The organism is Chelatococcus sp. YT9 (assembly GCF_018398315.1).
Taxonomy (GTDB): Bacteria; Pseudomonadota; Alphaproteobacteria; order Rhizobiales; family Beijerinckiaceae; genus Chelatococcus.
The window spans coordinates 3,813,573-3,834,307 of sequence record NZ_JAHBRW010000001.1 but is presented as its reverse complement, the minus strand read 5'-3'; the positions used below and the strand labels follow the sequence as shown (position 1 = coordinate 3,834,307).

The following is a 20,735-nucleotide window of genomic DNA, read 5'->3' as shown; positions in this document are numbered from 1 at the left end:
CTGCCAGCCAACCATGGCTTTGCCATGGCAGGGATGAGCCACTTCGACCAATCGCCAGCCCTTTGCAGATAATGCAGCACGATATGTCAAACTTTTTTTAACGACATCGCCAATCCTGCGTCTGGTTCAGAGGCTATATCTGCTGTATGGAGGCGCAGAAATCTGTGCCGTAGGCACGTCCCAAAGAGGTCATATCGTTTTGAAGAGCGTAAAGGGTGCATCGTTCGCAGACAGGCTGTCGTCCGCAGCGGCAGCCAAGAAGGCCCTCGCGGCCTCATTCCAGAAAAAGATCAACGACCCGGACTTAGCCGAGCGCCGGTCAGCGAACCTCGCTGTCGCAAAGGAGCGCGAGGAACGACTGGCACAGCGACAGGCTGAAAAGCAGGCCGAAGAGGAACGCCGCGCTGCCGAAGAAGCCGCAGCGGCGATTGCGCGCGCCGAATCGGAGGCGGCCGCCAAGGAGAAGCTGCTCGCTGAACAGAAGGCTGCACGCGACGCGCGCTATGCCGCTCGCAAGGCTCGCCAACGCTCCTGAGATTTCTCAGGCGCGCTTCTTCATTCCAGGCTTCCTGTATTTTGGGCGGAGCGGCGCGGCACGTAAGCTCAGCGCCCTCGCCTTCCTGTCCTGAGCAGACCAAAGCCGCCCGAAAACGCGACGTCGCCGGCAACAGGCTTTGGCTGGCTCCTCGCCTAATGCCGATCCTCCGGACTGTTCTGCACGTCACCGCTTAGGCGACATGCCTCTCTGCGTGGCCCATCAAACCTCGGTCTCATCTGGCGCGTTACCCCATGCGAGCCGACCGATGTATTGTTGAACATCGATCGGCCAAGTGGCTGTGGTGGCGTGAAGCTGATCACGATCCCCTTTGAACAGCGCACGGGTAGCCTCCTCGAAGCCCGCCCAATTTCCGGCCATGGTAGCCATGAACCGGTAAGCGCGATCGCGACCAGCCCGCGCCTCGCCCTGACCCTCATCATTCCGGCGAGCGGTCTCTACAAGGCGGCGCAACGTCTGCGAAGCTCCGCCCGGCTGCGCAGCCAGCCACTCCCAATGGCGGGGCAAGAGAGTTACCTCTCGCGCGACAACACCGAGCTTCGGTCGTCCGCGGCTGCGTTCGCCGGAGACTGAGGATGGAGCTGAGACCTGTGGGATCGCGACCATGGCGGCGTAGCGCTCCGCAACGTCCTGCGCAGAGCCCCGCACATCCAGATCAATGATCTGGCCGGTCGCATCGTCGAAGGTCAGCACTTCAATATCCGGATCGTGTCCGACGGCAGAATGAACAGCAAGCGCGACATCAATCCAGCTCCCCCTGGCGAGCAGGGCCTCGCCGTGGAAAGCCGTCAAGCATGTGGGGGTCGATTGGGACATCACCATCTCCAGAGCTAACCATCTTAATTATACCCGGATAAATTTCATTGCCAATATCACCCGGATAAAATATTAGCGTCGTGGCTGGAATGGAGGATCGACATGAATCGCGAGGAGCGGAAGGCGCATATTGCTGCCTACAAAGAGCGAAAGACCGTCGCCGGCATCTATGCGGGTGAATGCACGGCGACAGGCGCCCATTGGGTCGGCCGAGCGCCGGATCTCTCCACCATCCGGAACAGGCTCGAGTTCACCTTGGGGCAGGGTCTGCATCGCCATGCCGGGCTGCAAGCGGCGTGGCATACCCACGGCCTGGACGCTTTCCGCCTCAAGACCCTCGAGACAATCGACGAAGATCTGCCCTCCTACGTCGCTGAGCGTTTGCTGGGTGACCGTCTTGCCTATTGGTGCGCGGAATTGAAGGCCGCGAGACTTTAAGGCCGGCTCACCGACCTCATACGAATCCGATCCACCGTCCAGCGACAAGGGTCAGCAACCAGAGCGTGGCCGAAATGAGGGCACGCAGACGTACGCCCGCCGTGATGCGCCCGCCGCGCAAAGCCGCGGCGAACTCCCGGCTGCGATGCTGGAAGAGGACATTCACCAGCGCCAATCCGAGCACGGCCAGCTTCGCGAGGAAGGCGGGATTGCCGACATATTCGACCGGACGCACACTAAACAGCCACAACCCCGTTGCAATCGTGAGCACAACGCCTGTCGCGGCCGTGCGGGACAGAAAAGGGCCGATAACAGCCAGCGATGTCACGCGGCTGAAGCCCATAAGCCGAAAATCCAGCGGCAGGATTCCGCCTACGATCAACCCGATCGACAGAATATGAGCGGCATTGACGAACAGATAGGCTGTGCCGGAACTCTGCAGCCAAACGGCGCCCGGCCACGTCCCCACCCACTGGAGCGTCGGACCGAATATAGATTCCACGAGAACGATCAGTTCGTTTGAATTCGCTCGGGATACATATCGTAATTCTTGCCAGCGATGACGATACGCACGGCTTTCATATGCATCTTGCTGTGGTCACGATTACGGTTGCCGATGGCCGTGATGGCATCACCGACCTTCGCGGTATTGCCTGTAAATCCGGAGCGAGCCGTCTGGCTTGGGTTACCGAGATCAACCTGCCACACCGCGCCATCTTCCGCCTTGACGTGCAGCATCGGATGCGGCGGAGCCATCGAGATCGACTGGATCTGCCCCTTGAGTTGAATTTGCTCGCCATCCGCCCACGACCAGCCATGGTGCGCGGCAGCGGGACCGATAACGGCCGCCACGGTTCCCACAACGGCCAGTCCGAGAAACAGGCGCCTCTGTGTCAGCGGTAGCATGGCTAACGTCTCCTGCTTTGTACGAGATCCGTGATCGTCATGCCAATATGCCCGGATACGTGAAGAACTGTCTTCAAAAGCGCGTCATGCAGGCGCGCAACTCCATGCCCTACGGTCCGAGGCGCGATGACGACGGCTTGGGGCGGCTGGCTCGGGGCATACATTGCCGGCGCGACGATCGGAGCGGACCAGGGCTGACGTTGCGGAAGCGCCGCTTCGATCGGCACTGATGCGAAGCCGCGTGATCGGACGTCTCTTCCTTGGCTCCCGTGGTATGATAATAAGATACCTTGAGGGCTGACCGGTTCGAAGAACGGCTGTTTGGGGAAGCGAGATGGGGGGCAATGACGTTGCTGCAACGCGTGGGCGGCGAGGGACGACCGACGCCGATCAAAATGATCACAAAGACACCGCGAAAGTGCGCGCGACAAAAGATGTTCATGCCAGGCGAGTTCTGGCGGCGAAACTACAGCTCACGTCCCTCGCGCTGAATTGCACGACCCACAAGGAGATCTGCGCCCGGTTTTCCGCCGCCAACGCGCTGACAGCGTTCACGCCGCAAAACGCCTACAAATGGTTCGCAGGGAAGGCGCTGCCCCGCGTGTCCCGCGTCTATTCCGATTGGTCAGCAGTTCTGGGAGGACATCTCACGCCGTCCTTCATCGCGGCCTCGTCCTTCAATGAATTTGCCGAAGCCTTGAGCCGCTCCCACGCCTTGCCAAGAGAGACCGTCGGCCGGCTGTCACCCGATAGTCTCCCCGTGCGAGCGCCTGATACCGCGGACGTGTCAGGCGAACCTTCAGCGCCGCGCGCCGACCATCCTTCCGCGTGGAGGGCCGACCATGTCCTTCCCGGACGATATCTGGCGATTTCTCCTGCCTGGTCGCCGCTGGAGATGGGTCGGCTGGTGGTTGGGCATGTGCAGATCGATGCGCTTGACGGCCATCGATCCAAGTTCACCTATCGCGAGGACTTGTTCGGTCGAGCTTTCGTCCTGTCGGGCGAAATGATCGCCGACACGCGTTATGCGCAAGCCATCCTTCACGCGGATTTCGCACGACGGGCTTGGGTCCTCAATCTGCATCTGCCGCCGTTTCCAGCGAGCTTGCTCACCGGCTTGCTCAGTGGGTCGGCCGTCCTCGATTTTGACGGGCGGTTGTTGACGGGCCGGTTTCTGCTCATGCGGGACTACAGCGATGGGGCGATCGGCGCCATTCCCGCCTATGCGGCACCGGACCCCGTGCTGATCGACGAATGGCTCGGCCTGCTCGGCTATCGTGAAGGCAAGGAGCGGCTAAGCTTCGCAAAGAATGCCGTCGATTTCGTCCTGAACTTCCGCGATGGCATACTGATTGATGTGCCGCCCGAGGATCAGCGGGCATTAGGGCTTGCCCTGGATAAGCTGGCGCCCCACACAGGGCGCCAGGATGCACTCCAAGAGACCGGTCGTTATTCGTCCACCGCGAAGATAAAATCCTTACTGCCGTAAACACGCGCGGGGAGCCCCATGACGAGGACTTCGTTGCCGCCGCCCAAGTCTATGAGGATGTTCTCGCCATGGGATCCATAGGCGTGAATTTTCCCGTTGAGATCGGCAAGGCTGTGAATGCCATAGGCACTCAAATCGATCTTGTCTTCACGCGGCCGGAAATCATGAATGACGTCCTTGCCGTTGCCGGGACCGAACGCAAAGATGTCCCGACCTGTGATCGCGCCGGTCTCGACCACGGCTGCATCACCCCACATTTCGTCGTTGCCGGCCCCGCTGATGAGAACGTCGTCACCCCCGCGGGCGCCTGCAGCCAGAGTTTTCGCGTCGCCGTACAGGTGGTTGGTCATGCCACTCTGCCCGCCGACGTTTCCGGCCTCGATCCGGTCATTGCCGCCGGTCGAACCGGCCCCCAGGGTGACCGCGTCGCCATAAAGGATATTCTGGGCTGAAGGCATCGACACACCGACCAACTCGTCGTTGCCGCCACGGCCTGCCCCGCCGATGAACAGCGCATCGCCGACAAGGGTGAATGTCCCGGAAAAGCCGTTGTCATTCACCAACAAAGTGTCGTTGCCGCCAATGGCATTGTCCAGAATATCGAGTGCATCGCCGATGAGCCAGTTCTGCCCGCCTTCGGCCGTGATACCGCCCACGATCGTGTTGTTGCCGCCGTGAACCTCATCAAGCAGCCGCCCCGTCGCGTCACCGAAGAAGACAAGATTGTTTCCGGCCTGCGTGAGCGTGTGATTGGGTACCGTGACCGTCCCGGTGATATCGCCGTCCGTTTCTCCGAATAGGATGGTCGCATCGTCCGCCCAGGGCGTCGAGGCGGCCCAGGATGATCGGGGGAAGACCGTATCAGCCGAAGTTGCGAATTCCGCGCTGCGTATGAAGGCTTCCGCCACGACCGCGAATGATGCTCCGTCCGTAATCACGCCAGCCCAATAGGCTGCCCCCGCGGGGTCGGGCTCTCGGCCGAGGATATCGGCGTAAAGCCGGGTCACCGCGACCTCAGCACTCGGCTGCTCGAACTCGGCCGCATCAATGAAAGCATGCGCAAGATCGCCCAGACTCATGCCATTTGCGCTTTGTTCGCTCCAGAATGCCAAGCCTGCATCATCCGCATCGCGGCCGAGAATGACTTTGTAAAGGGCGGCGATTTCCGCCTGGTCAACCGCGAAGAGGTCGATGACCGTATCGTCGAACTGGATTTTTTGGATGTTGGCGAGCTTGTCGACATGGCCCGTGGCATTGTCGGTCAGATAGGCGATACCGCCGACGAAGCTGACATCGAACTGACTACGGATCCCATCGACAACGAACGTGTCGACGCCCAGACGGCCGTCGATCACCTCGCTCTCGGGCGCCCCTACCGGTTGATCATCGCCGCTGGTCTGTTCCGTACTAATCGAATTTGCTGAATTACTCATTGCCCACCGGAGGATAATCTGGTTCACCGAAGCGTGGTGCCGACCAGTCTAGTTCAAGCCATCCGGAGAAGCCGTGGAAATTAATGCCCTTCTTTGGAAATTTTTGGAAATTGGATGATATCACGTTCTATACCACCCGTTCGATCATTAGAGGAGAAGATCATCTAGCGCCGGCGGAATGTACCTGTGCCGTCTTCATCAAGAAACTCGACGACCATCTTCTCCGCTGTAGCGCGGTCATTTGTTACGAACTCTACAGCAGACAGGGATCCGACAGGCGCATTTTCACCGGAAATAGCGAACACGAACGTCGAGCCGTCCCAATGTTCGAGCGTATGGCGCCGCGCCTGGGGTCCTATGGTCAAAATCAACTTGCCCTTGTCCTCAGAGATCTGCGCGTCACCGAAGTAATCGTTGGAATAGATGCCTGTGTAGGCCGACAGCGCTTCCGCTGGCCTTACGTCCGAGGGCCTGTCCTTTCCGACGAGACGGCCGACCGGCGTGGCCATTCCCTCCATCGCCCGATTATAGAGGGCGTACCAATCCTCAGTGATCCTACCTACTGTCACCAGGTCGGCGAATTCCATGCCCAAGGCTTCGACGGCACCGATCGGCGCCGCATTGCTCAGCACGACAATTCCGATGTCGAGTGATGGGATCATCACGTAGTTCGTTGCCGCCCCCAAGGAGAAAGCACCGGAGTGGCTCAATGTGGTGCGGCCCGATGCCTGAATCCCCGTACCAAAACCGAAGCCATAGAAGCCTGCGCGGGCGGCGGACGAGGCGGGGTGGGCGCTGACCACTTGTGGCGAGATCGCGGGCAGCAGGGCGGAAGCCTCTATAAGCTGCCTCCCCTCGAAGCGCCCATTCTGCAGGATCAGCGCCATCCATCGAGCCATATCCTTCACTGAGGAGCTGACACCTCCCGCCGGCGTCTGAGCATCGGGCTGGCGGACATAGAGCGGTTCGTAGCCCTTGCTTGTCTTGACGTGGCCGACGGCGCGATTGGAGCTGGCGGCAAAATCGGCGTAGCGTGAACTAGTCGCCGCCATTCCGAGCGGCTTGTAGAGTAGCTTTGTCGAGAGGTCCGCCCAATCACTGCCAGCGGCGGCCGCCGCCGAGACGGCCGCCGCCGTGAGGCCGAAGTTGGTATAGGCATAGTCGCTCCGGAATGCGTGCAGAGGCAAGAAGCGCAGCCGCTCGAGCACGGCGCGCTGATCGAAATCGAGATCCTCCAGATTATCGCCCGCATGGTCCGGCAATCCTGAGCGATGCGCGTAGAGATCCCCAATGGTCACATGGGTGCTGACCCATGGATCCGCTAGCGCAAACCACGGCAGGTGCTTCACCACAGGCGTATCCCAGGCGATGACCCCCTGAGCCACAAGGCGCGCGACGACTGTCGCACCGACGGATTTCGAAAGAGAGGCGATTTGGAACACCGTATCCGCGTCGACAGGGGCAGACTCACCCACCTTGCGCAGGCCAAAGCCCTTTGCGTAGATGGTCTTTCCCCTGTGTACGACTGCGACAGAAAGACCGGGAATACCGGTTTTGGTGAGGATTGCACCAGCGAGCTCGTCCAGTCTGCCAACAGCCCGATCGATCTGCTCTTCGGAAACGGGAAGTGCCGCGACCTCGGAAGGAGACGACGGAGCAGTCTCAGCCCTAGCCGCAGGCGAGGAGGCGAGTGACAATGCCGAGGCGAGCACGGGCAGACCAAGCACGCAAACCAACTTCAAAGCTATGTTCTTCATTCTCCGAGGTAAGTCGTGCGTCATCATGCCGGGCCTCTGGGTAGATCGCCGCGATGGGTAATTTTCGACAACCCGCGCTCTCGTGTTCCGCTCATGCCCCCTCCCCGCAAAACTCAAGTGGGCTCCAAGTTAACTTCCCACATGATGCGATACGCAGGCTACCAGCGAAGCGGCTGATACGCCAAGACCTCCCAGAGCTGCCGCGCAAGGAACAGAACGGTCGAGAATCGGAAGATGGACGGCGCTCGTTCGTCATTCCCGCGCAGGGAGACCACGGGCGGTGCCACAACGCTCAGCCTCTCCGACAGCCGATCGGCCTGCCGGAGCAAACGATTGATGGCAGACCAGATCCCAAACCTTGACAGTCAATATTATTGCGCGCATCAAATAATCGTCCATGTGAGATCGGTTGTATTATACGAATATATGGAACGGAAGATGCCAATCGCGCTCAGCTGATTGGCCAGTGCCGATAATTGGCCATCCTACCCACACATTCCGCGGAATGGCGGGCTTAGGCGGTATTCGCGCCGGCGCGCGACAAGATCATTGCTAGCATGCTTATTTCAGCAATGATATGTCGATCGAAGGTATAGGTCCTTGTGAAGGCCAGACCCGAAAAATTAAACACTCTATGTAAAAGTATATCTTCTTCAAATACATAGAATTGTGACGCCATTTATCAGTGGCGTCCGCAGATCCAACCTCACCCGTATGGGCAGTGACGTCGGTCATTGGGGAAACGCCATGGCAGATACGCATTCAGACGAAGCGCATCTCACGCAATCATCCCTCTGCTTCAGCAATCGGTGCCACAGACTGGCCGCCGCGCTCGCCTCCGGGGCAGCGCTTCTGGGAGCGGCTGCGCTCATGTCTGCGGCGATCATATCGACGGGGAACGCACAGGCTCCCTCCCCTGCACCATCGCCAACACCGCCACCGAATATCCTCGTGATCATGGGAGATGATGTCGGCTGGTTCAATATTGGCGCTTATCATCAGGGAATGATGTCTGGGAGAACGCCGAATCTCGACCGATTGGCCGCTGAGGGCTTGCGGTTCACCGACTATTACGCCGAGGCGAGTTGCACCGCCGGCCGCGCCAATTTTATTACCGGTGAGCTACCGCTGCGCACGGGTTTGACTACCGTCGGCCAAGCGGGCGCCGATGTGGGCATGCCCGATCAGGCGGTCACCCTCGCCACGGTGCTGAAGGCGCAGGGCTATGTCACCGGTCAATTCGGCAAAAACCACCTGGGGGACCTGAACAAATATCTTCCGACAGCGCATGGCTTCGACGAATTCTTCGGTTATCTGTACCACCTCGACGCCATGTCCGACCCATACTGGTTCGACTACCCTCAAGATTGGATCGACACATACGGCCCACGGAATCTGATCCGCAGCTATGCGACGGCGGTGGATGACCCAACGGTGATGCCCCGCTGGGGGCGGGTTGGTAAGCAGCGCATCGTTGATGAAGGGCCGCTCGCGCCGTTCCCGGACATGGCCGGCAAGCAGAACTGGCAGGAAGGTCGCAAAGCCAAGTACAACATGGAGACATTCGATGAAGTCCTGGTGCAAGCCAGCACCAACTTCATGGATCAGGCAAAAAAGGACAACAAGCCGTTCTTCATTTGGCACAACACGACGCGCATGCACGTCTTCACATTCCTTCCTCCAAAATATCAGGCGATGATGAATTATCAGTCCAATTACGGCCTGGAGGAAGCAGGAATGGCGCAGATGGACGACAGCATTGGCGCCTTGCTGAAGCACCTGCAGGATATCGGCGAAGCTGACAACACCATCGTGATCTTTACCACCGACAATGGCGCTGAGGTTTTCACTTGGCCCGACGGCGGAATGACACCCTTCCGGGGCACCAAGGGCACGGTCTTTGAGGGCGGCTTTCGCGTGCCGGCCATCATCCGCTGGCCAGGCAAAGTGAAGCCAGGCACGGTGGAGAACGGCCTTTTTTCCGGACTCGATTGGTTGCCGACGCTTGCGGCCGCCGCAGGCAACCCGAATATCACGGAGCAACTTCTAAGGGGCGTCAAACTGGGCGACCGGACCTATAAGAACCATCTCGACGGCTACAATCAAATGGACCTGCTGCTCGGCAAGGGGCCGTCCGCGCGTCACGAGCTGTTCTATTTCGGCGGGCCACAGTTCGGCGCCATCCGCATCGATGATTTTAAGTTCCAGTTCTACCAACAGCCTTATGGCTGGCCTGGAGAGAAAGTCACGACCGACATGCCGACGATCGTGAACCTTCGTCAGGATCCTTTCGAGCGGACGCCTTCGATCCGCGGCGAGAATCTGAACCATCTCGGAGGCGGCTATATGAATGAGTTCTACGCCCGGGAGTTCTGGCGCTTCGTGCTCGTCCAGCAGAGGGTCGCCCAGCTGGCGCAGACGGCGCTGGAATATCCCCCGATGCAATCACCCGCATCGTTCAACCTCGAGGCAGTGAAAGCAAAGATCGACGAGACTCTCCGGAATCGCGAGGGCCAATAGCGGCCGCTAGCGTCGGCGATTCTTCCATCGCTGGCGTGCCGAGCGGCGGACTTGCCGCGGCTCACACGTGGAGAGACACGGCGGGAACACATCGGTGGAGCGCATTGACCTCGCCGTCGTTGCTGCGCTCCACTCCGCACCGGAGGCTGACGCCCGCAGCTATCAGGTACTGCTGCGCGTGGCGCTCCATTTCGGGCCGTTCGCATCGCCGGCGCTCTCCATTCGCCCCTCGGTGACGCGCCCTTTATAGACCCGGCCATCGGCGGTGAAGGTGATCTCGGCACCGTTCATCCTCGCGTCGGTCAGAGGCGAGCTCTTTCCATTCTGGATCAACTCACCCGACAACATCTGAAACTTCTGGGTCAGCTTCAGCTCGCCGTTGTCGAGTTTCCAGGTGCCGTCGACCTTGGCTGGTACGATCCACTTATGCGCCCTGCAGAAAGATTTGCAATCGGCCCCGGATTCGATGCTCTGGTCCGGCTCCCAGTCATCCATCATGAAGGTGTTGGACACCACACGTGTTCCAGGCTTCATTTCGAGGATGGTCGGACGCAGGCGCAGATTGAGCTCTGGCAGCAGAAAAAGCGTCAACACGGTCGCGTCGGAGAAGTCCGTCTCAAAAATATCGCCCTGAGCGAAGGTCGCTTTATCCTTTACACCCTCACTTTCAGCAGCACGTTGTGAAAGCGCGACGAGATCGGGATTGTACTCGATGCCATGGGCGCGGAGACCTCGCTTGGCCGCCGTGATCACTGTTCGCCCGTCCCCGGACCCAAGATCGATGAGATAGTCGTTCGGCGTCACCTCGGCCATCTCAAGCATGCGGTCCACAAGGGACTGATGGGTGGGAACCCAGACGACGTCCTTGCCCGCCTGTCCGGACTCGGGCTGATAAGTCGGAGTGCCGGGCTGCGCCGGTTGGGCGGGCTGGGCCATGGCCACACCGAGCGATAGGATGGATGCTGCACATGCAGTCGCCAAAAAACGGATCGGCTTCATGGGACATTTTCCTTCGATGGGAGAGTGGTCTGGTCGTCAGTCGATAACAGGTGATATCGCCCTGCTGGATGTATGGGACGGAAGGACGCTCGCGGGCCCGTCCTCATCCCGCGGGCGGCGGAACAGGAGCAAAGGCGCGCCAGCGGCAACGGCCGCGACCCCGATCAACGCGCCAAGCCCGGTGTAGGCCACGCTCGCATGTAGCATGTAGAGGCAGCCCGCACAGAACAGGAGGGGGGTGACCGGGTAGAATGGAACGCGAAACGGCAGCCGGCGATCAGGCTCACGCCAGCGCAGGACCATCAACGCCGCGCCCACCAGCAGCAGAAAGCCCCAGAAAACCGGCGCGGTGTAATCGACCATGGTCTGGAAGCCGTCGCGGCTTGCGGAGCCGAGAGCGACGAGCGCGAGGGCAACGGCACCCTGCAGAATAAGCCCATTGGCGGGCGTCCGGCCGCGCGGATCCCATTCCCCAACCTGCGGCAGCAACGTCATGTCGCGCGCCATCGCGAAATAGACGCGCGCGCCGGTAAAGATGGTGGCATTCAGGGTCGAAAGCGCCGCCGCAATGATCGCAATGCTGACGATCAAGGCTCCGCTTTCACCGGCAACTGCCCGCATCATGTCGGCCGCCACCGCATTCGATTGGCGCAGACCCTCGAGCCCGAGGATGCTCAGAAGCGCTGCATTGGCGAGCAGATAGATGCTCACCAGGACCGCCGTCCCGATCAGCAGCACACGCGGAACATTACGCGGGGCATCACGCAACTCCCCTGAGAGATAGGCCGCCTCGTTCCAACCCCCATAGGTGAGCAGAACAAAGATCATGGCCAGCCCCAAGGCACCAGCCGAAGGTGCGGTCGCTTGCGTCACAGGAGGAGCGTCGCCACTCCACAGCAAGGCAGCCAGAATGATAGCCGCGATACAGCCGAGCTCAAGGAAGGTGACCGCAATCTGCAGCCGCTTGCTTTGCAATGTACCAACCACGTTCAATCCCGTGACCGCAACGACTGCAACAGCCGCGTAGATGGCAACGCCGTGGGGGCCAAGCGGCAGCACCTGCGCAGCATAGTCACCGAACACGAAGGCTACCGCTGCAATTGCGCCGGTCTGAATCACCGAGCCGCGCGCCCATCCGAACAGCATGGCAACGGGCCGGCCATAGGCGCGCGAGAGGAAGTGATACTCGCCGCCCGCATGCGGATGGGCTGCCGCGAGTTCGGCATAGCACAGCGCACCGATCAGCGTGACAATCCCGCCAGCGAGCCAGACAGCGAGGAACGCAAACTCAGTATCGACATTTCCGGCCACCAGAGAGGGCGTACGGAATATTCCGATACCAACGACAATTCCGACCAAAATTGTAACGGCGTCGAATACAGACAAGCTCTCTTGAGGCTCAGAGCGGCTCTTGGGCGGCATCGAAAATCCCTCTCCGTCGTCCAAAGTCTGTTGCACGCCCTATCAATTGCGATGCCGAGCCTCTCCTCAAATCACCATTACGTCATTCCATTATCATGCTTGATTCATTCATTCACAGATCCGTGACCCGCGGGTCAGCTATACTTACGCTTACGTCTGCGTCGGAGGCTGGCGCTCGACCGATCATCCGCCGAGCTTCGTCAGTGCCCTGTTGATCGAGGGCAGCATCGCCAAGGCTCGGCGCTACCATCACCCCCTCCAGCCGAGTTTGAGGTGGCACCGTCATCGGCCGCGTCGGCACCTTATGGCGCCGAAGCGTATGAATGCAGCTCCGCCGGTCCCCGGGAGCCCTGGTGCTGTCGGCGCCTTTCTCCCCCCTTATGTTCCACTAACCTGAAATCCGCGCTTGCCTTTCCCCGGCCGATTTTCTAAGGAAATCAGCCAAGTGAGATTGATCGGGGCATAGCGCAGTCCGGTAGCGCATCTGCTTTGGGAGCAGAGGGTCGCAGGTTCAAATCCTGCTGCCCCGACCACCTCACAAGCGATCTATACGCCCCTGGCGGGGCGCCGGTATGTCAGGAATACAGGAATGAGCGCGCGCATCTACAAGCCGGCCCGGAATGCCATGCAGTCTGGCGTTGCCAAGACCAAGCGCTGGGTACTGGAATTCGATGCGGATCGCCCGCGCGAGGTCGAGCCCCTGATGGGATGGACCAGCACGACGGACATGAAGCAGCAAGTGCGCCTGTTCTTCGCAACGCGCGAGGAAGCCGTAGCCTACGCGGACAAGAACGCGATCCACTATCGCGTGGAGGAGCCGAAGCCGGTCCAGCGGCGGCTGTCGTCCTACTCCGATAACTTCAAGTTCAATCGCGTCCAGCCCTGGACTCACTGATACGGTACAAAGATACGGAAGGCCCCGTAGCTCAGCTGGATAGAGCAGCAGCCTTCTAAGCTGCGGGTCACAGGTTCGAATCCTGTCGGGGTCGCCAACAATTACAAACACTTACGAATAGTTCCGGGCTGCAGAAGTCGCAATTGCGCCGAGTGGCATTGCGACGTTGTTTGGCGTGCACGATCAGGTGTTAGTGCCAAACAATGGGGTATGCGGGATTTCCCGGGCTTGTCTGCTGACTTAACTGTATAAATCCGCAGCTACCGCCGCATCTCGGCACATGACACTTCGCGCATCAAATGCCGGCACGCGCCACCACTAGAGCCGCACGTCACGGACAGCCCGCCCCGCCGCGCTAGGACGGATGCCGCATTTTCACGATCATCCTGAGCGTCAGCGCCGCGCAGAGCAGCAAGAGCGTGGCAGCTAGGGCAACCATCGACAGCATGCCAAGCCTGCGCTTGCGATGTGATGATGAAAACGCTCCGCCGTGCTGCGGCCCTCGCGAGGCCGCGGCCTGATGCTGCAAGGCGGGAGCTTCGTCTGCTCAGCCCTCTTCTTCCTCGAATATCCAGATTTGCCCGCTCGGCTGGCTGGGACCGTCGCTGTCCGTCAAGCCTAGGAAAGCAGGAATACGCCGCTTCTGGGCATCGCTGAGCGACTCGACGAGCGGCTTGGCGGCGGCCACGAGGGCCTTGATGTCCTTCGCCCGCGCCTCTTCGGAGTTGGCTATCGCGCTCAGAACGTCGAGGAAATGGCTTGGTGGCGCGGACGTGATGCGCGCCTTGCGCCGTTCGGCCGATGCCTTCGCGATGTCGCGAATGGCATTCTCGACGGGAGGCCAAAGCTTCTCCTGCTCAGGTGTCAATTCGATGACGGCCTTCAAGGCCGCGAGCCTCGCGTTCAGAACGGCTTTCGCATCGGCATCGGAATAGCCCGGAATCACCGTGGTGGAGACAGGAGGGCTTGCCTGCTGCGCCTGCACGATGCTCACGGAGGTCAGACCAAGAGCGATGGCAGTTGCTAAGGTGGGGACGAAACGCTTCATCAGGATACCCCTAACGGCAAAAGGAGCGCGAGACTCTGCGTCCGCGCGAAGCCAATCACGATCTCAAGGCGCCTATCTCCAGCCGCCGCCCGGCAGCGGGCCATGGTAAGGCGTGTCACGGCAATGGCCCCACGGTCCGCGCCAGAAACCAGGTGGGCAGCCATTCCCGCCAACGACCACGCCGCCAACTGGACCGGCCCAGCCACCGCCTGGAAGTGGTCCGTAATAAGGGGTATCGCGGCAGCCGCCCCAAGGGCCGCGCCAACGCCCCCACCCGCAACCTTCCGCCACGAGCATCACATCCTGGACGCGCTCAAGAGCCGGCATCACCGGCAACGCATGCGCCGGCGTCAGCGCGGGGGCGACCAAAGCTGCGCCCGCAACCAACCCCAACCACAGTCTACGCATGGAAAAACCTCGTAAGAAGGGGGTGCGCTGCACTATGGAGCTAACAACCTACTGGTTCAAGCAGACGGACCGAAAGCTTGGCCGGCAAATTCCCACGTTATCCACCCGTCCTTTTTCCACCTGAGAACAGCACGTAACATCGCGGTCGTTGGAATGAGTGGATCGGTGACCGCTGGAGACAGAAGAACCCGTGGACCGGCGCCTGCGAGCGAGCGGACCTGCCTGTCTGCGGGAGGATTTTCATTGGCGCATGCAGGTACCGCGCAGTCGCATCGCACACCTTTGCATCGCGAGACGCGATTCGACTTTCGCCTTTGCGCGCGTCAGATTGGGAGATAACGGAGGGTGAGGTTTCTGGATGTCAGAGAAAATTCAAGCGCGGCGTTTGAGTAGAAATATTGGAGCTCAGGTCTCGAACGATGGGAAGATCGGGCTTCTCTCATGCAATTTCGGCAGCGAAAACTTGAATATTGCTGTTGATCGGGAGACGGCGACACGGCTCGTTCAGATCCTGTCAGGTCTCCTATCGAGGATGGCCCAGCTCGAAATGTCGAACACAAATGTGCGTTTCGCCATGCCATCTGAGAAATGGGCCTTTGAGCTTCCCCCCGGTGCCAGTCACGCTGTCCTCAGCTTCATGCTGCAGGAAGGGGTGTACCAATCCTTCAAGGTCCCCCTGCATGCGCTCAGGCCGATGAGCCAAACGCTCGGCTGGATGGCCGAGCAGGCTGAGGGCTTGCCGGAAACAATCGAGTTCAGGTAGCGGAGACCGAGGGGCGCTCGGTCGCTTGCGACCCGCTGTCCACGACGAAGAACCAAGACCTTCCAGCGTATGGGATGCTACAGCCGGAAATAACCTTTATGTCTTTACTTGCCCGATTTTGTTTTTCTCTACCGTAGCTTTGCAATCGGCTTCATTCCTCACGAGAATCGCGGCAGCCTATTAGGCTCGCGTCCGTCCAATGCGGAGAGGCTTCAAGTTGGAGCCTTTTTGCCATCGCGGCACAGCTCCTCTCGTGCGGCGCCACCGAGAGACACGCTCTAACAGGCGGTTGGAGCCGGGCGGGCTGTCGACAGTATGACAATCCACCCGGCAGGGAGAGCGGGCTAAGCGCTCGCTTCGTCGAGAGTTGCGATATCAGCCGGCGACAGATCAATAGTGGCAGCTTTTGCGAAGCTCTCGACTTGTGCCACAGTCGTCGCGCTGGCGATGGGTGCCGTGACGCCTTTTCGGGCCATCAACCATGTCAGCGCGATCTCCGCCGGCTTCGCCGCATGGCGCGTCGCCACGGCGTCGAGCGCGGCCAGGATCGCCAGTCCGCGGGCATCGAGATATTTTGCGATGCCTCCTCCGCGCTGGCTCTGACCCAGATCGGCCTTGGAGCGATATTTACCGGTCAGGAACCCCGAGGCCAGACTATAATACGTGACGACGCCGAGCCCCTCACTGATGCAAAGATCCCGTAGTGGACCGTCGAAAGACTGTCTTGCATAAAGGTTATATTCAGGCTGGAGCACTTGATAAGCGGGCAGACCCTTTGTCTTCGCCGTGAACAGCGCTTCGCCGAGCTGGTCGGCGTTCAGGTTGGAGGCGCCGACAGCCCGGATCTTGCCGGCCTTCAGGAGCTTTTCATAGGCGCCGAGCGTAACCTCGTAGGGCGTTTCCGCGTCGGGCCAATGGGAGAAATAGAGATCGATGCGCTCGACGCCAAGCCGCCCCAGGGAGTCATCGACAGCCTTGAGAATCCATGCCTCGCCCAGTCCCTTCTTGCCGGGCTCCCCAAGATCCGAGCCGACCTTGGTAAAGATCACGACGTTGTCGCGCATGCCTGGTCGCGCCTTGAGCCATCGTCCGATGATCGTCTCGGATTCACCACCCTTGTTGCCCGGCGCCCAACGTGAATAGACATCGGCGGTGTCGATGGCGTTGAAGCCATGGTCCACGAAGGCGTCGAGAACCGCGAAGCTTCTCGCCTCGTCGATCGTCCAGCCGAAGACATTGCCTCCGAAGACGATAGGGGCGATGTCGATGCCGGTCTTGCCCAGCGGCCGCTTGTTCATGGAACTCTCCTCGGTGATGATGTCGGACGTCGTCGGTCGTGGCCCGCGAACTCAAAGGCTGTCCACCACGCCACCATCCACGCGCAGCGCGGCACCGGTGGTGGCGGAGGCCTCTCTCGAACAGGCGTAGACAACCATATTGGCCACCTCCTCGGTGGTTGCGGCGCGCTGAATAATGGATGACGGGCGATTGGCCATGACGAAGTCCGCGGCCGCTTCCTCTAATGACTTGCCCGTCTTCTCGATCTCAGGCCGCAACATGTCCGCCACGCCTTCGGACAGGGTCGGCCCAGGAAGAACGGAATTAACGGTAACGCCCGTGCCCGCCATGCGCTTGGCAAGCCCGCGCGCGATCGACAGGACAGCGGTCTTGGTGAAACCATAGTGGATCATATCGGCGGGGATATTGAGGCCGGATTCGGAGGACAGGAAAACGACCCTGCCCCATCCGCGCTTCTCCATGCCGGGCAGGTAAGCGCGCGACAGGCGCACCCCCGACATGACGTTGACGTCGAAAAAGCGCTGCCATTCGGCATCCGGCGTCTCGAAGAAATCCTGCGGACCGAAAATGCCAAGATTGTTCACGAGAATGTCGCAGGACGGCTCGGCCTTGACGAGCGCGGCGCAGCCCTCCGGCGTCCCGAGATCCCCGACGAAAGAGCGGACTTCGGCCGTCGGCACAGTGGCCTTGATGCCCGCGATCGCCTGATCCACGGCATCGGCCTTCCGGCCGTTGATCACGACGCGCGCGCCCGCCTCCGCGAGGCCCTTGGCTGAGGCCAGGCCAATTCCGGCCGAGGATCCGGTCACGACGGCTGTTTTATCGGAAAGATCGATCTTCATGCTGCTCACTCCGAGAAACGGTTGCGCGCAATACCCGAACAGCTGTCCAGCACATGGGCTCCGCTGCCATTCCGAACAACGTCTGGCCCCAACCTTACAGCAGGCACGGATGCATTTTTCGCCGGTTGCTCATGCAGAGAATTCAATGCGGTGATATTGCAGCGCAGTATAAACAGGAGGGGTTGGGCTTCGGTCTTGGTCACTTGGTGGGGCTCCATCCGCCGGCCTGAACTCGCATGCGGTGCAACGCTTTCATCACGCCGGTATCTTCATGACCGTACAATCCGAGACCGTGGCTCCCCTGGCGGCGCCTTCGTCACGCCTTCCTCTTTTCGCACTTGCAGCAGCGTCTTTCGGCATCGGGACCACCGAGTTCGTCATCATGGGGCTCCTCCCCGATGTCGCCACGGATCTCGGCGTCACCATCCCGCAAGCCGGGCTCCTGGTGACCGGCTATGCGCTCAGCGTTACATTCGGCTCGCCTTTCCTCGCCATCGCTACGGCGAAAATGGATCGCCGCTGGGCGTTGATGCTGCTCATGGCGGTGTTCATCGTCGGCAACCTGCTCTGCGCCCTCGCGCCCAACTACAGCCTGCTCATGGTTGCCCGCGTCGTCACCGCGCTCTGCCATGGCGCCTTCTTCGGCCTCGGCGCGGTCGTCGCGGCGGCCCTCGTCAAGCCCCGCAAGCGGGCGCAAGCGATTGCGATGATGTTCGCCGGCCTCACCCTCGCCAATGTGCTCGGAGTGCCATTCGGCACTGCCCTGGGCGGCCAGCTCGGCTGGCGTAACGCATTCTTCGCCGTCGCCCTCATCGGTATCGTGGCCGCCGTCGCACTTCAGCTCTGGCTGCCGCGCAACATTCCCGTTCCGCCGATGAACCTCAGGCGCGAGGCAGGCTCGCTCCGCAGTGCTCAGGTCATTCTCGCCATGGCCATCAGCGTCGCGGTGTCGGCGAGCATGTTCAGCGTGTTCACCTACATCACACCAATCCTGCAGAACGTCACCCAGATTTCAGCCCGTGGCGTCACCCTTATGCTCCTCTTGTTCGGCATCGGGTTGACCGTTGGCAATGTCATCGGCGGCCGTCTGGCTGATTGGCGGCTCATGGGGTCGATCGTCGGCGCGTTGGCAGTGCTGATCCCCGTGCTCGCCTTGTTCTCCGTCACGAGCTTGTCGCCGGTGCTCACCGGCGTCACGCTGGTGGTCTGGGGGCTCGTGGCGTTCGCGCTCGTGCCCCCCCTGCAGACGCGCGTCGTCACCGAAGCCGCCGGTGCGCCCAACTTGGCGTCCACGCTCAATCAGGGCGCCTTCAACTTCGGCAACGCGATAGGCGCCTGGTTTGGAGGGGTAGGCCTCACCCTCGGCCTGCCCTACCAGATGCTGCCATGGATGGGCTCGGCGCTGGCGGTGATGGCGCTCGTGCTAACCCTCATATCCCTGCGCCTTGACCCTGCAAGCCGGATCAAGGCGCAACCAGTACTCTGATCTCAGACGACGGGGCCGATCCTGAACCCCGTGGTGCCGCTCTTCGCGACCGCCGCCGGCAGGCCGAGCTCCCAGTCGAGATAGGCGCGGGACGCCGCGAGATTGCCGCCGTGGCGATCGTGCAGCCAGAAGAGCGTATCGATCCGCTCGTCGTCCGGAGGCTCCCCGGGCGTCGCCACAACCTCCAGCCCGGCTTCTCGCCAGGCTGGCGCACCGCCGGCCAGCACCGCGGCGTCCAGACCGTCGTCGCGCAGATCGCGTGCAACAAGCTCGGCGAGACCGACATCAGCGGCCGCCACGACGATCCGGACGGCATTGCAAACCTCCGGCGGCAACTGTGGCAGCCGCGAGCGATTGGTCCAGATCGCCCCGCCGGGATGGCCACGCCGGTAGTCCTCGCTTGCATCAGCCGAAATGAGCGCAGCGCCCGCGTCAAGCCATGCCTTGGCCTCATCCGGCATGAGGCGTGGCGGACGGGGGAAGGAGACAACCTCGCCATGGCCGGCGGCCGGGACGGTGCCGCTGATCAGTCCGGGCAGGACGGACACATCCCAGCCGAGCTGGCGCAGCCAATGGGCCGTCACAATCGCCCTGACACCGTCGTCGTCGGTCAGCACGATCCGCGCGCCGCGCGTGCCGACCCATTTGTCGAGGGCCTGAACCAGCTGTCCGCCCTGTGCGGACACGCTTCCCATGGCATGGCCTGCCGTGTACTCCTCGGGCTGACGGACATCGAACACATAGGTCGTGCGGGCCGGGTCGTCCCGCCATTCCGCGAGCCGAAGCGGTGTGATCACCGGGACGCCGAAACGGACGCCGAGCGCATCCGCGCGCTTGCGCGCCTCCTCTCGCGCCCTGAGGCCAAGCGTCTGGCGCGGCGGGGGCGGCGCCTCGCGTTCGAGATCAAGCCCCGCGAGCCGCCAGCCCTGAGTGCCGCCGGAGAGCGCCGCCACTCGGTTCGGCACGCCCGCGTTGATCAGGGCCTGCGCCCCGATGATGCCACGTGTCCGCCCCGCGCAGGAGACGACGACATAGGTGTCTGGCGATGGCACGAGTTCGGCGAAGCGATGCACGATCTCGGGGCCCGGCGCACTGATGGCGCCCGGCACGTGGAAGCGCGCGAATTCCTCACTCGTCCGACTATCGAGAACGACGACGTCAGCCTTGGACTTGATCAACCGGTCGAGTTCTTCGGCCGTGATGTCCGGGGTGTGGTAGGCATGCTCGACGCATTCGGCAAAAGCCTTGCTCGGTACGTTGACGCTTGTGAACAGCGGCTCGCCCGCCGCCTCCCAGGCCGCGAGACCGCCCAGGACGAGATGAACATCTCCATAGCCGAGATCCGCCAGCCGCCGCGCGGCCGACGGCCCGATCCCCTCCTCCGCGAGCAGAACGATCCGCGTCGCGGGCCGTGGTACCAGCCGGGGGAAATCGATCTCAAGCCGGCTGTAGGGCACGTTGACGGCAAGCAGCGGGTGCCCTTCGCCGTGAAGGCCCTCTTCCCGCACGTCAACGAAGGCGATTTCCCCCTCTCCCGCGAGCCATGCACGCAGGGTTGTCACATCGATCAATGGCGTGCCTTGCGGTGTCCCCCGCAGGATCACGCTCGTGGGCGCATTCATGGCACTCTCCTTGGCTTCATGAGGGCTGGAGCAGCA

19 protein-coding genes and 2 tRNA genes are annotated in these 20,735 nt (G+C 61.2%); 9 read left to right on the top strand and 12 right to left on the bottom strand.

Annotated elements, in window-relative coordinates; genetic code table 11:
• Positions 1 to 199 precede the first annotated feature (199 nt).
• Positions 200 to 535, top strand: coding sequence for a DUF6481 family protein (locus KIO76_RS17660; protein ID WP_213324462.1), 336 nt, complete (start codon positions 200 to 202; stop codon positions 533 to 535).
• A 222-nt stretch (positions 536 to 757) separates the two neighbouring features.
• On the opposite strand, the gene KIO76_RS17655 is transcribed toward KIO76_RS17660, so the two are convergent.
• Positions 758 to 1,372: a DUF2239 family protein gene (locus KIO76_RS17655; protein WP_213324461.1), complete on the bottom strand. Its 615-nt coding sequence runs from the start codon at positions 1,370 to 1,372 to the stop codon at positions 758 to 760.
• A gap of 102 nt (positions 1,373 to 1,474) precedes the next feature.
• Here KIO76_RS17655 and KIO76_RS17650 point away from each other — a divergent pair, with 102 nt between their 5' ends.
• Positions 1,475 to 1,810 (top strand): GIY-YIG nuclease family protein, encoded by a 336-nt coding sequence (locus KIO76_RS17650; RefSeq protein ID WP_213324460.1) that lies wholly within the window; start codon positions 1,475 to 1,477, stop codon positions 1,808 to 1,810.
• A 16-nt stretch (positions 1,811 to 1,826) separates the two neighbouring features.
• Here KIO76_RS17650 and KIO76_RS17645 read toward each other — a convergent pair whose 3' ends face one another.
• Positions 1,827 to 2,312 (bottom strand): DUF2214 domain-containing protein, encoded by a 486-nt coding sequence (locus KIO76_RS17645; RefSeq protein ID WP_349629395.1) that lies wholly within the window; start codon positions 2,310 to 2,312, stop codon positions 1,827 to 1,829.
• A gap of 8 nt (positions 2,313 to 2,320) precedes the next feature.
• A complete protein-coding gene (locus KIO76_RS17640; RefSeq protein ID WP_213324459.1) occupies positions 2,321 to 2,716 on the bottom strand; it encodes a DUF6152 family protein in 396 nt (131 codons plus the stop codon).
• A 418-nt stretch (positions 2,717 to 3,134) separates the two neighbouring features.
• Here KIO76_RS17640 and KIO76_RS17635 point away from each other — a divergent pair, with 418 nt between their 5' ends.
• On the top strand, positions 3,135 to 4,205 hold the full coding sequence (locus KIO76_RS17635) for a hypothetical protein (RefSeq protein ID WP_213324458.1): 1,071 nt from the start codon (positions 3,135 to 3,137) through the stop codon (positions 4,203 to 4,205).
• On the opposite strand, the gene KIO76_RS17630 is transcribed toward KIO76_RS17635, so the two are convergent.
• Positions 4,166 to 5,560, bottom strand: a complete 1,395-nt coding sequence (locus KIO76_RS17630) for a DUF4214 domain-containing protein (protein ID WP_213324457.1) — start codon at positions 5,558 to 5,560, stop codon at positions 4,166 to 4,168. The genes KIO76_RS17635 and KIO76_RS17630 overlap by 40 nt on opposite strands.
• 242 nt (positions 5,561 to 5,802) lie before the next feature.
• Entirely contained in the window at positions 5,803 to 7,395 is a 1,593-nt protein-coding gene (locus KIO76_RS17625) for a serine hydrolase (RefSeq protein ID WP_213324456.1), read from the bottom strand.
• Between the two features lie 870 nt (positions 7,396 to 8,265).
• Between KIO76_RS17625 and KIO76_RS17620 the strand changes: the two genes are divergently transcribed.
• Positions 8,266 to 9,915: an arylsulfatase gene (locus tag KIO76_RS17620; RefSeq protein ID WP_213324455.1), complete on the top strand. Its 1,650-nt coding sequence runs from the start codon at positions 8,266 to 8,268 to the stop codon at positions 9,913 to 9,915.
• Positions 9,916 to 10,077: 162 nt separating this feature from the next.
• Here the strand turns inward: KIO76_RS17620 and KIO76_RS17615 are convergent, their stop codons facing one another.
• Complete coding sequence (locus KIO76_RS17615; protein WP_213324454.1) at positions 10,078 to 10,914, bottom strand: class I SAM-dependent methyltransferase; 837 nt, start codon at positions 10,912 to 10,914, stop codon at positions 10,078 to 10,080.
• Between the two features lie 36 nt (positions 10,915 to 10,950).
• Positions 10,951 to 12,300, bottom strand: a complete 1,350-nt coding sequence (locus KIO76_RS17610) for an APC family permease (RefSeq protein ID WP_249729639.1) — start codon at positions 12,298 to 12,300, stop codon at positions 10,951 to 10,953.
• A gap of 492 nt (positions 12,301 to 12,792) precedes the next feature.
• Here KIO76_RS17610 and KIO76_RS17605 point away from each other — a divergent pair.
• The 3 genes from KIO76_RS17605 (at position 12,793) to KIO76_RS17595 (ending at position 13,328) form a co-directional block, all read left to right on the top strand.
• Positions 12,793 to 12,869 (top strand) — tRNA-Pro (locus tag KIO76_RS17605).
• Positions 12,870 to 12,925: 56 nt separating this feature from the next.
• Positions 12,926 to 13,231, top strand: a complete 306-nt coding sequence (locus KIO76_RS17600; protein ID WP_213324452.1) for an ETC complex I subunit — start codon at positions 12,926 to 12,928, stop codon at positions 13,229 to 13,231.
• 20 nt (positions 13,232 to 13,251) lie between these two features.
• Positions 13,252 to 13,328: transfer RNA gene (locus KIO76_RS17595), tRNA-Arg, on the top strand.
• A 450-nt stretch (positions 13,329 to 13,778) separates the two neighbouring features.
• Here KIO76_RS17595 and KIO76_RS17590 read toward each other — a convergent pair.
• The gene (locus tag KIO76_RS17590) at positions 13,779 to 14,279 is read right to left on the bottom strand and encodes a Spy/CpxP family protein refolding chaperone (protein WP_213324451.1); all 501 of its coding nucleotides are present in this window, start codon (positions 14,277 to 14,279) and stop codon (positions 13,779 to 13,781) included.
• A 72-nt stretch (positions 14,280 to 14,351) separates the two neighbouring features.
• On the bottom strand, positions 14,352 to 14,687 hold the full coding sequence (locus KIO76_RS17585; protein ID WP_249729638.1) for a GCG_CRPN prefix-to-repeats domain-containing protein: 336 nt from the start codon (positions 14,685 to 14,687) through the stop codon (positions 14,352 to 14,354).
• Between the two features lie 463 nt (positions 14,688 to 15,150).
• Here KIO76_RS17585 and KIO76_RS17580 point away from each other — a divergent pair, with 463 nt between their 5' ends.
• A complete protein-coding gene (locus KIO76_RS17580; protein ID WP_213324450.1) occupies positions 15,151 to 15,450 on the top strand; it encodes a hypothetical protein in 300 nt (99 codons plus the stop codon).
• A 344-nt stretch (positions 15,451 to 15,794) separates the two neighbouring features.
• Here KIO76_RS17580 and KIO76_RS17575 read toward each other — a convergent pair whose 3' ends face one another.
• Together KIO76_RS17575 and KIO76_RS17570 are read right to left on the bottom strand one after the other, a co-directional pair.
• On the bottom strand, positions 15,795 to 16,748 hold the full coding sequence (locus KIO76_RS17575; protein ID WP_213324449.1) for an aldo/keto reductase: 954 nt from the start codon (positions 16,746 to 16,748) through the stop codon (positions 15,795 to 15,797).
• A gap of 51 nt (positions 16,749 to 16,799) precedes the next feature.
• A complete protein-coding gene (locus KIO76_RS17570; RefSeq protein WP_213324448.1) occupies positions 16,800 to 17,591 on the bottom strand; it encodes an SDR family NAD(P)-dependent oxidoreductase in 792 nt (263 codons plus the stop codon).
• Between the two features lie 271 nt (positions 17,592 to 17,862).
• Between KIO76_RS17570 and KIO76_RS17565 the strand changes: the two genes are divergently transcribed.
• Positions 17,863 to 19,077 carry an MFS transporter gene (locus KIO76_RS17565; RefSeq protein ID WP_213324447.1) on the top strand — a complete coding sequence of 405 codons (1,215 nt, stop codon included), beginning with the start codon at positions 17,863 to 17,865 and terminating at the stop codon, positions 19,075 to 19,077.
• Positions 19,078 to 19,079: 2 nt separating this feature from the next.
• On the opposite strand, the gene KIO76_RS17560 is transcribed toward KIO76_RS17565, so the two are convergent.
• A complete protein-coding gene (locus tag KIO76_RS17560; RefSeq protein ID WP_213324446.1) occupies positions 19,080 to 20,699 on the bottom strand; it encodes a rhodanese-like domain-containing protein in 1,620 nt (539 codons plus the stop codon).
• Positions 20,700 to 20,735: the final 36 nt, after the last annotated feature.